At 70.8% G+C, this 11,404-nt stretch carries 5 protein-coding genes; 1 reads left to right on the top strand and 4 read right to left on the bottom strand.

The features are described from left to right. Positions 1–170: 170 nt before the first annotated feature. The 3 genes from ACH4DX_RS00110 to ACH4DX_RS00100 form a co-directional block, all read right to left on the bottom strand. Positions 171–5,426 (bottom strand): NAD-glutamate dehydrogenase, encoded by a 5,256-nt coding sequence (locus ACH4DX_RS00110; protein ID WP_398153414.1) that lies wholly within the window; start codon positions 5,424–5,426, stop codon positions 171–173. 455 nt (positions 5,427–5,881) lie between these two features. After that, positions 5,882–6,550, bottom strand: coding sequence for an HAD family hydrolase (locus tag ACH4DX_RS00105; protein WP_398116182.1), 669 nt, complete (start codon positions 6,548–6,550; stop codon positions 5,882–5,884). 67 nt (positions 6,551–6,617) lie between these two features. Further along, entirely contained in the window at positions 6,618–7,133 is a 516-nt protein-coding gene (locus tag ACH4DX_RS00100) for a DUF6912 family protein (protein WP_398116180.1), read from the bottom strand. A gap of 615 nt (positions 7,134–7,748) precedes the next feature. Between ACH4DX_RS00100 and ACH4DX_RS00095 the strand changes: the two genes are divergently transcribed. Next, positions 7,749–8,321, top strand: coding sequence for an Rv3235 family protein (locus ACH4DX_RS00095; protein WP_398153413.1), 573 nt, complete (start codon positions 7,749–7,751; stop codon positions 8,319–8,321). 165 nt (positions 8,322–8,486) lie between these two features. On the opposite strand, the gene secA is transcribed toward ACH4DX_RS00095, so the two are convergent. Then, a complete protein-coding gene (secA, locus tag ACH4DX_RS00090) occupies positions 8,487–11,309 on the bottom strand; it encodes a preprotein translocase subunit SecA (protein ID WP_398116174.1) in 2,823 nt (940 codons plus the stop codon). Positions 11,310–11,404: the final 95 nt, after the last annotated feature.

Genomic DNA, 11,404 nt, shown 5'->3' with positions numbered 1-11,404 from the left:
ACAACCCCCCAAATTATGAAAATATGACCTGTCCGGCCACCCTGCCCTATCAGGGGGGTACCCCCGCCGCCCCCCCCAACCCCCCCCCCGGGGGGGGGGGCCCCCCCCCCGGGGGGGGGGGGGGCCCCCCCCGGCAACGTACAACGATCGAACGCTTGCGCGCCGCCCGGTTACGAGTGCGTGCGCAGCAGCGTCCGCATCGTCCGCATGGCCACCGACAGATTGGCCAGGTCGAAGGCGTCGGAGCCCTGGATCTCCTCCAGGGTGGTCCGGGCCCTGCTGAGGATCGCCGCGTTCTTCTCCTCCCACGCCTTGAACCGCTCCTCGGGCGTGGCCTCGCCGTTCCCGACCGCCAGCACGTCTGCCGTGAGGGCGGCGTGCGCCGCGTACAGGTCCTCGCGGATGGAAGCCCGCGCCATCGACTGCCAGCGGTCGGCCCGCGGCAGTTCGATGATGCGGTCCATGAGCTGGGTGATCCGCAGCCGGTCCGCGAGGTCGTAGTACACCTCGGCGACCGCCATCGGCTCCTTGCCCATGCGGTCCGCGACGGCGACGATGTCGAGCGAGGGGAAGGCCGAGGAGAATCCGGCGACCCGCTGGGCGAGCTCCGCCGGCACGCCCGCCGCGGTCAGCTCCTCGCGGATGTTCTCGTACCACTCCAGGTCCGAACCGCGCATCAGCTTCGGCAGCTCGCCCCACACCTGGGCGACGCCGTCGCTGAAGAACTCGACGGTCTCGGCCAGCTGGAGCGGCTGCGGCCGGTTGTTGAGCAGCCAGCGCGTACCGCGCTCGACGAGCCGGCGGCAGTGCAGCCGCACCCTCGTCTGGACGTCGGCGGCCACGACGTTGTCGAGCGACTCCACGGCGTCCCAGACCTCGCCGAGCCCGAAGATCTCCCGCGCGGCGAGCTGCGCCCGCACGATCTCCTCCAGGGACGCCCCCGTCTCCTCGCGCAGGCGGTGCAGGAACGTCGAACCGCCGGAGTTGACCGTGTCGTTGACCAGGACGGTGGTGATGATCTCGCGGCGCAGCGCGTGGTCGTCGATCTGGTCGAGGAACCGCTCACGCAGCGGCTGCGGGAAGTACGCGTGCAGCAGCCTGCGCAGGTACGCGTCGTCGGGCAGCGTGGTCTCGATCAGCTCCTCCGCCGTCACGATCTTCGTGTAGGCGAGCAGGACGGCAAGCTCGGGCTGGGCGAGGCCGCGGCCGGCGCTGAGCAGCTCGCGGATCTGCCGGTCGGTGGGCAGGAACTCCAGGTTCCGGTTCAGCCGGCCCTCGCGGGTCAGACGCCGCATGAAGCGCTGGTGGGCGTGGAGCAGTGAGGGCGCCTCGAAGACGGAGTTGGACAGCGCCGTGTTCTGCGCGTAGTTGTTGCGCAGGACGAGGTGGCCGACCTCGTCGGTCATCTCGGCGAGCAGCTTGTTGCGCTGCTTGACCGTCATGTCCCCGGCCTGCACCACGGCGTTCAGCAGGATCTTGATGTTCACCTCGTGGTCGGAGGTGTCCACGCCCGCGCTGTTGTCGATGGCGTCGGTGTTGATGCGCCCGCCCGCGCGCGCGAACTCGATCCGGCCGAGCTGGGTGAGGCCGAGGTTGCCGCCCTCGCCGACGACCTTCACGCGCAGGTCCGCGCCGTCGACGCGGATGGCGTCGTTGGCCTTGTCGCCGACGTCCGCGTGCGACTCGGTGCCCGACTTCACGTACGTGCCGATGCCGCCGTTCCACAGCAGGTCGACCGGCGCCTTGAGGATGGCCTGCATCAGGTCGGCCGGGGTCATCTTCGCGCCGGACTCGATGCCGAGCGCCCCGCGGATGTGCGCGTTGAGCTGGATGGCCTTGGCGGAGCGCGGGAAGACGCCGCCGCCCGCGGAGAGCAGCTCCTTGTCGTAGTCGGCCCAGCTGGAGCGCGGCAGCTCGAACAGACGGCGGCGCTCGGCGTACGAGGTGGCCGCGTCCGGGTTCGGGTCGATGAAGATGTGCCGGTGGTCGAAGGCGGCGACCAGGCGGATATGCTCCGAGAGCAGCATGCCGTTGCCGAACACGTCACCGGACATGTCGCCGACGCCGACGACGGTGAAGTCCTCGGTCTGGGTGTCGCAGCCCAGCTCCCTGAAGTGCCGCTTCACGGACTCCCAGGCGCCGCGGGCGGTGATGCCCATGCCCTTGTGGTCGTAGCCCGCGGAGCCGCCGGAGGCGAACGCGTCACCGAGCCAGAAGTCGTACGACTCGGCGACCTCGTTGGCGATGTCGGAGAACGTCGCCGTGCCCTTGTCGGCCGCGACCACCAGATAGGTGTCGTCCTCGTCGTGCCTGACCACGTCGGCCGGGGGCACGACCTCGCCCGCGACGAGGTTGTCGGTGATGTCCAGCAGCGCCGAGATGAACGTCTTGTAGCAGGCGACGCCCTCGGCCAGCCACGCGTCACGGTCCACGGACGGGTCGGGCAGCTGCTTGGCGACGAAGCCGCCCTTCGCGCCCACCGGCACGATGACGGTGTTCTTCACCATCTGCGCCTTGACCAGGCCGAGGATCTCCGTACGGAAGTCCTCACGCCGGTCGGACCAGCGCAGGCCGCCGCGTGCGACCTTGCCGAAGCGCAGGTGGACGCCCTCGACGCGCGGCGAGTACACCCAGATCTCGTACGCGGGCCGCGGCGCCGGCAGGTCGGGGATGGCCTGCGGGTCGAACTTCATGGAGACGTAGCTGTGCGGCTTGCCGCCCCCGGCCCCCCGGCCCCTGCCGTCGCTCCCCTCGTCCGCGCTCTGGAAGAAGTTCGTGCGCAGCGTCGCCTTGATGACGGTGAGGAAGGAGCGCAGGATGCGGTCCTCGTCCAGGGAGGCGACCTGGTCCAGGGCGCCGTCCAGCTCCTCCAGGAGCCCGTCGGTCAGCTCGGTGCCCGCCCGCTGGCGCTCCGGGGACATCCGGGCCTCGAAGAGCGAGACGAGCAGCCGGGTGGTGTGGACGTTGTTGCGGAGGGTGTCCTCCATGTAGTCCTGGCTGAAGGTGGAGCCCGCCTGGCGCAGGTACTTGGCGTAGGCGCGCAGGACCATCGCCTGGCGCCAGTTCAGACCGGCGCGCAGGACCAGGGAGTTGAAGCCGTCGACCTCGGCCTCGCCGGTCCAGGCGGCCGCGAACGCCTCCTGGAAGCGGGCCCGGCCGTCGTCGCCCAGATAGTCGCCGTTGCCGTTCTGCGCCTTCGGCATCCGCAGGCCGAAGTCGTAGACCCAGGCGCTGGTGCGGTCCGAGCAGCGCAGCTCGTAGGGCCGCTCGTCGGTGACCTCCACGCCGAGGCGCTGAAGGACGGGCAGCACGGCGGACAGCGAGATCTGCGCACCGGCCCGGTAGATCTTGAAGCGGCGCTCGTCGGGCGCTGCGCCCACGGGCTCGTAGAGGCTGAGCGCGAAGTCCTTGTGGCTGTCCTTGGAGAGCCGCTCCAGGTGGACGAGGTCGGCGACCGCGGCGCGCGGCGAGTGGTCGGCCTTGTAGCCCTCGGGGAAGGCGTGCTGGTAGCGGCGCAGCAGCTCGGCGGCGCGCTCCTCGCCCAGCTCGGCGGTCAGCGCCTCCCCGAAGCCGTCGGCCCAGGAGCGGGCGGCCTCGACGAGGCGGGCCTCGATGCGCTCGACGTCGCTGTCGGAGAGGTCGGGGACCTCGCCGCCCTTGGGGACGCGGACGACGAAGTGGATGCGGGAGAGGATCGACTCGGTGTTCCAGGCCGTGAAGTCGACGCTGGCGCCGTTCAGCTCCTCCTTGAGGATGTCGATGATCCGCAGTCGCACGCCCGTGGTGTAGCGGTCGCGGGGCAGGTAGACGAGCGCCGAGTAGTAGCGGCCGTACTCGTCCTTGCGCAGGTACAGACGCAGCCGGCGGCGCTCCTGGAGGTAGAGCACCGACGTGACGATGGACCGCAGCGGGTCGGCCGGGGTCTGGAAGAGCTCGTCGCGGGGGTAGGTCTCCAGGATCTGGAGCAGGTCACGGCCGTCGTGGCTGTTGGGCGAGAAGCCCGCGCCCTTGAGGACCTCGGCGACCTTGCGGCGGATGACGGGCACCCGGCGCACGGACTCGGTGTACGCGGCCGAGGAGAACAGGCCGAGGAAGCGGCGCTCCCCGACGACGTTGCCCTGCTCGTCGAACTTCTTCACGCCGACGTAGTCGAGGTAGCTGGGCCGGTGCACCGTGGAGCGGCTGTTGGCCTTCGTCAGGACCAGGAGCCTGTGCTCGCGGGCCTTGGCGCGGGCGTCGGCGGGCAGCCGGTTGAAGGACGGGCTGACCGGGTGGTGGTCGTCGTCCTCGCTGTGCTGCGGGTCGGCGCGCAGGATGCCGAGGCCGGTGCCGGGCACGGCGGCCAGGGAGTCGTCCTCCGTCAGGTCGTACTCGCGGTAGCCGAGGAAGGTGAAGTGGTCGGCGGCCAGCCAGCGCAGGAGCTCGCGGGCCTCCTCGACCTCCTGGTCGCGCAGGTCGTCGGCGGTCGGCTCCCTCGGCAGCTCGTCGGCGATGCGCAGCGCGGCGTCGCGCATCTTCTCCCAGTCCTCGACCGTCTCGCGGACGTCGGAGAGGATGCGCAGCAGGTCGGCGGTGATCTGCTTCAGGTCGGAGCGGTCGGTCTCCCGGTCGATCTCGACGTGGATCCAGGACTCGGTGACCGCGTCGTGCGGGCGCTCGGCGGCGCCGTTCGCTGCTGCGGGGAGGCCGTTCGCCCCCGCGGGGAGCACTTCGAGGAGCTTGCCGGTGACGTCACGGCGGACCACGACCTGCGGGTGGATGACGACGTGGATGCCGCGCCCCTGCCGGGACAGCTCGTTGGTGACGGAGTCCACGAGGAACGGCATGTCGTCGGTCACGACCTCGACGACGGAGTGGCTGCACGTCCAGCCGTTCTCCTCGACGGTCGGGGTGTGCACGCGGACGTTGGCCGTGCCCTGGGGGCGGTTCTCGGCCAGGCGGTAGTGGGAGTAGGCGGCGCCGAAGACGTCGACCGGGTCGCGGTCGGCGAGGTCCTCGGGGGCGGTGTGGAGGTAGTAGCGCTTGAGGAACGCGAGCACCTTCGCCTGGTCGGTGTCGGCGGCGTCCTCGGCGGCGCCTGCGGACTCGGCGGCGCCTGTGGCCTTCGCGGTGCCTCGGGCCTTCGCGGTGCCTGTGGCCTTCGCGGTGCCTGTGGCCTTCGCGTTACCTGTGGCCTTCGCGGCGACACTTTCGGCCTTCGCGGAACGGGGGGCCTTGCCGGAGCGGTCGGCTGTGGAACCGTCGGCCTTGCCGGAACCGTCGCCCGCGGCGGTGCGGCCCGGTCCGGACCCGCCGGTGGTGTCGCTCCCGCCCGTCGGCCCGGTCGGTGCTCCCGTTGGCAGGCGCCCCCCGACCGGGCTGTTCTCAGCTACCCGGGCGGCCCGCGCGAGCAGCTCGGCCTTGGCTTCGTCCAGCTTGGTCTGCATTGTCCTCTGACTCCTGTCGCGCGCCGTTGCGTGACGTAGAAGGAAGTGATGTGACGTAACGCCGCGACGCGGGGTCTCCGGTCCATGTCGACGTTATGCCGCGATGAGCGATGAGCGGGCGGTAATCCGCCATTTCCGGCGGATCCATGGGCCGACCCAGGTGTCCGCGATACCCGTGATGCCTGAGATGTTCGTGGCATCCGCTCTGTGGTCCGCCGCGCGGTCCACGCCGCGCGGAGTCGTCAGCGAGGCGCCCGGCACGGTTCGTGTACACCGTGTTCTCCGGGCGCGGGGCGGAGGCGACGTCGCCTCCGCGGGATATCGCGCTGATCACGGGACCAAGGCTATCGCCCCGCACCGGGAAGTCGTCATGAGCCGTATGTGTACAAAACCCGGGGCCGAACTTCGACACTCTGCATAGTCGCCCCTTGCGCGGGGTCAGGCGACCGAAAGGATCAGGCCACCAACCGCTCCGCGGTCTCCACGGCCTCCGCGAGGCTGTCGACCACAGGGACCCCCGCCGACTCGAGACTCCCCCGACTGTGCGACCCACCGGTGTAGAGCACGGCCCGGGCACCCACGTGCGCCGCGGCCCGAGCGTCATCCACCGCGTCCCCGATGACGACGACCTGCTCGACCGCGACCTCCGCCAGCTCGGCGAGGTGCCGGACCATCCGCTCCGCCTTCCCGGCATGGGAGGCGTCCGTCCGCCCGTCGATCCGCACGAACCGCTCCGAGATCCCGTGCCGCCGCACCAACGGCACCAGCTGCTCGTGCGGTGCGAGCGACAGCAGCGACTGCGTACGCCCCTCCGCCTGCCGCAGCGCGAGCAGCTCCGCCGCCCCCTCGGCCAGCGCGCACGCGTCCACGCGCGTCCCGTAGTGCTTGTGGAAGACGGCGTCCATCACGAGCCACTCCGCCTCGGTGGGCAGCCGCCCCATCAGGCGCTCGTAGAACACCGGCACCGGAACGCAGTACAGCTCCCGATACCGCTCCAGGGTGATCGGCTCCAGACCGATCTCCTGGAACGACGCGTTGGTCGCCCCTATGACCGCGTCGATGTCGTGCAGAAGAGTCCCGTTCCAGTCCCAGACGATGTGCGCCCCGCGCCGCTGCTTCCCCATGCGCAAGACGGTACCGGGCGCCACCGACAACCCGTCCGGAGAACCCCCGGGCCCGCGCGGGCCCGGGCTAGTCCCCGGCCCCGACGAGGTTCGGGATCTCCTGCGTGGCGTACCAGAGCAGCTCGTGGTCCTCGGCCCCGTCGACGACGAACCGCGCGTCGTCGTCCCCGTGGTCCGCGGCGCCCAGCGCGTCCGCCGCAGCGGTGACGTCGGCCTCCGCGTCCCCGGAGTCCACGTGCACCGCGGCCGCCTTGGCCAGCGGCAGTGCGCCCGCGATCCGCACCTCGCCGAGCGCGCCCTGGTCGAGACCGCGGTCGGGGTCGGCGACGGCCGCCCCGTCCGGCACGTCCGCCGCGAGGACGACCCGGCGCCGCGCGGCCCCCGGCTCACCGGCGAGCAGTCGCAGCGAGGCGAGCGCCGCCCGGTTCAGGGCCGCGTACTCCAGCTCCTCGATGTCGTCGGAGACGTACCACTCGCGCAGCGCGGGCGTCACGGCGTACGCGGTCAGCGGCCCCGGTCCCAGCTCACCGGCTTCGTGCGCCTGCGCGAGACGGGGCAGGGTCAGGGGTACGTACACGCGCATGACTGGCCGCTTTCGTAGTCGCGAAGGCGTCCGGGAGGGGCCTCCAGGACTCCCGGGACGGGCTTTCAGGATACGTGCGCGCGTCCCCCTTCGAGCTGCCGCCCGGCCCGCCCCCCGCGTCCACCCCGGTCCGCGCCGTCACCCCCTCCTCCCCCGTGTCCACGGCCTCGCCCACCCCTGCGCTCACCCTGATGAGTGAACCGCCGCGCACGCCCCGGAGCCGCTCGACGCCGTTGCCCTGCCCGCCTCCGGGGCCGTACAAGATCCTCAGCACGAAAGTTACCCGCCGGTACTAGACAGGCGCCCGGACGCCACCACTCACGGCCGCCGCGCGCGGCCCCACCCCACACCTGCGAACGGAACCGGAGCCCCCCCATGCGCCAGAGCCAGCCCCAGACCCAGACTCCGCCCCGGACTTCGCCGCGGACTTCGCCCCGGCCCCGGCCGAAGACCTCGACCCCGACAACACCGGCGGGCACGCCCACGCCGGTGGGCACTCCCACGCCGGTGGGCACGCCCACGCCGGTGGGCACGCCCGCACCGGCGGTCACACGCTTACCGGTAGTCACGGCCACACCAGCAGGCACGCCCACACCGGCGGTCACGCTCCCGCCGGTGGTCTCACCCACGCCGGCGGTCACGCCCGCACCAGCGGTCACGCCCACACCCCCGACCAGCTCCAGGCGCCCCGCCACACCCCGCACGGGCCCGTCCCCCGCGCTCCGCAAGATCATGACCAGGCCCCGCCGCCCCACGGGCCCCCGCCCCGCCGCGACCCGCCCGCCCGCGAGCCGCCCGCCGGGCCGTACCGACCCCCGCCGCCCGAGCCCACGCCGCATCCCCGCCCAGCCGCCCCCGCACCCGGCGGAGCTCTTCACCGAGTTGCTGCTCCTGGTGCTCAGCGGTCAGCGTCCGGTGCACGCGGTCGCGCGCCACATCGCGCACACCGCGTACGACGACCTGGTGCGGCTCGCCGAGCTGCTGCCGCTGCGCTCCGTCGGCGGCCACCGGCCCGCGGTGCAGCGCGTGGGCCACTACGAGGTGCGCCCGGGCGTCTTCGAGGTCTTCGCCCGCGTCGGCGCGGGCCCCGCGCTGCGCGCTCTGGCGTTCCGTCTGCACCTGGGCGACGACGAGCGCTGGCGCTGCACGGCGGTGGAGGTCGCGGGCCCGGGCACCCAAGGGCACTGAGACGGCCGCCCGCACCGGCAGCCAACGACGAAGCGCGGGCCGGGCACCCACAGGTACCCGGCCCGCGCTCAAGCCCTGCTCAGGCCACACGAAGCCCCGCGCTTCGCGAGGCCCTGTGCCACGCGAAGCCTGTGCCTCACGAAGCCTGTGCCTCGCGCACGACCGCTACTTCTTGCGGCGACGCCCGCCCTTCTGGGCCTTGCGCCGCTCCGCGCGGGTCATGCCGTCGCCGGAGGCCGTCGTGGAACCGGTCGGCTGGTCGGTGGTCGTGAAGTCGCCCTCGTCCACGCCGCCCTCGGCGTTCGGCGCCTGGAAGTGCAGGCGGTCGGGGCGCTGCGGGGCGTCGAGGCCCTTGGCGCGGATCTCCGGGCGGGAAGCGCCGGCCGGAACGGCGTCCTGCGCGCCGTCCTTGGTGAGGGAGGGCGCCGCGTCGGACACGGGGACCTCCTCGACCTGCTGCTCGACCTGGACCTCCAGGTTGAACAGATAGCCGACGGACTCCTCCTTGATGCCGTCCATCATGGCGTTGAACATGTCGAAGCCCTCGCGCTGGTACTCGACCAGCGGGTCCTTCTGCGCCATGGCCCGTAGGCCGATGCCCTCCTGGAGGTAGTCCATCTCGTAGAGGTGCTCGCGCCACTTGCGGTCGAGGACGGAGAGCACGACCCGGCGCTCCAGCTCACGCATGATGTCGGAGCCGAGCTGCGCCTCACGGGCCTCGTACTGCGCGTGGACGTCGTCCTTGACGGCCTCGGAGATGAACTCGGCCGTCAGGCCCGCGCGGTCGCCGATCTCGTCCTCGAGCTCCTCGATGGTGACCTTCACCGGGTAGAGCTGCTTGAAGGCGCCCCACAGCCGGTCGAGGTCCCACTCCTCGGCGAAGCCCTCCGCGGTCTCCGCGGAGACGTACGCGTCGATGGTGTCGTCCATGAAGTGCACGATCTGCTCGTGCAGGTCCTCGCCCTCGAGGACGCGACGGCGCTCGCCGTAGATGACCTCGCGCTGGCGGTTGAGGACCTCGTCGTACTTGAGGACGTTCTTACGGGTCTCGAAGTTCTGCTGCTCGACCTGCGACTGGGCCGACGCGATCGCGCGCGTCACCATCTTGTTCTCGATCGGTACGTCGTCGGGGACGTTGGCCATCGACATCACGCGCTCGACCATCTGGGCCTTGAACAGGCGCATCAGGTCGTCACCGAGCGACAGGTAGAAACGGGACTCGCCGGGGTCGCCCTGACGGCCGGAACGGCCGCGCAGCTGGTTGTCGATACGGCGCGACTCGTGCCGCTCGGTGCCGAGGACGTAGAGCCCGCCGAGCTCCTTGACCTCCTCGAACTCCGCCTTCACGGAGCGCTCGGCCTTCTCCAGGGCGGCGGGCAGCGCGGCAGCCCACTCCTCGATGTGCTCCTCGGGGTCGAGACCGCGCTGGCGCAGCTCCGCCTCCGCGAGGTCGTCGGGGTTGCCGCCGAGCTTGATGTCGGTGCCTCGTCCGGCCATGTTCGTGGCGACGGTGACGGCGCCCTTGCGGCCGGCCTGGGCGATGATCGGCGCTTCACGGTCGTGCTGCTTGGCGTTCAGGACCTCGTGCTGGACGCCGCGCTTGGAGAGCTGCTGCGAGAGGTACTCGGACTTCTCGACGGAGGTGGTGCCGACCAGGATCGGCTGGCCCTTCTCGTGCTTCTCCGCGATGTCGTCGACGACGGCGGCGAACTTGGCGACCTCGGTGCGGTAGATCAGGTCCGACTGGTCGGCGCGGACCATGGGCCGGTTCGTCGGGATCGGCACGACGCCCAGCTTGTAGATCTGGTGGAACTCGGCGGCCTCCGTCATGGCCGTACCGGTCATTCCGGAGAGCTTGCCGTAGAGCCGGAAGAAGTTCTGGAGGGTGATGGTCGCAAGGGTCTGGTTCTCGTCCTTGATGTCCACCCCTTCCTTCGCCTCGATCGCCTGGTGCATGCCCTCGTTGTAGCGGCGGCCGGCGAGGATACGGCCGGTGTGCTCGTCGACGATCATGACTTCGCCGTCGATGACGACGTAGTCCTTGTCCTTCTTGAAGAGTTCCTTGGCCTTGATGGCGTTGTTCAGATAACCCACGAGCGGGGTGTTCACCGACTCGTAGAGGTTGTCGATGCCCAGCCAGTCCTCGACCTTGGCGACACCGGACTCGTGGATGGCGACGGTGCGCTTCTTCTCGTCGACCTCGTAGTCCCCGGTCTCCTCGATGCCCTTGAGGGGCTCGCCGGGCTTGCCCCTGGTGAGGCGGGTGACCAGCTTGGCGAAGTCGCCGTACCACTTGGTGGCCTGGTCGGCGGGGCCGGAGATGATCAGCGGCGTACGGGCCTCGTCGACGAGGATCGAGTCGACCTCGTCGACGATCGCGTAGTTGTGGCCGCGCTGGACCAGCTCGTCCTTCGACCACGCCATGTTGTCGCGGAGGTAGTCGAAGCCGAACTCGTTGTTCGTGCCGTACGTGATGTCGCAGTTGTACATCTCGCGGCGCTGGGCCGGCGACATGTTCGCGAGGATGCAGCCGACGCTCAGGCCGAGGAACTTGTGGACGCGGCCCATCATCTCGGAGTCGCGCTCGGCCAGGTAGTCGTTGACCGTGATCAGGTGCACGCCCTTGCCCGAGAGCGCGTTCAGATACGCGGGCAGCGTACCGACGAGCGTCTTGCCCTCACCGGTCTTCATCTCGGCGACATAGCCGAGGTGGAGGGCGGCGCCGCCCATCAGCTGCACGTCGTAGTGACGCTGGCCGAGGACGCGCTTGGCGGCCTCGCGCACCGTCGCGAAGGCCTCGGGCAACAGGTCGTCGAGGGTCTCGCCGTCGGCGAACCGCTCCTTGTACTCCGCGGTCAGCGCGCGCAGCTCGGCGTCGGAGAGGGCGGTGAAGTCCTCTTCGATGGAGTTGACCTGGTCCGCAATGCGGTGCAGCTTGCGCAGGATCTTGCCTTCGCCTGCACGCATGATCTTCGAGAGGACGGACACGGGGGTTGGTCTCCTTGCCGGTCGGGCCTGGCACGGTCGGTTTTACTCGTCGGGCAACGGCCATCGTATGCGAGGACCCGGCCGCCCCGGGAGGT

It is taken from the genome of Streptomyces sp. NPDC017940 (assembly GCF_044328435.1).
Classification (GTDB): domain Bacteria; phylum Actinomycetota; class Actinomycetes; order Streptomycetales; family Streptomycetaceae; genus Streptomyces.
This window is presented reverse-complemented; position numbering and strand designations above follow the sequence as displayed.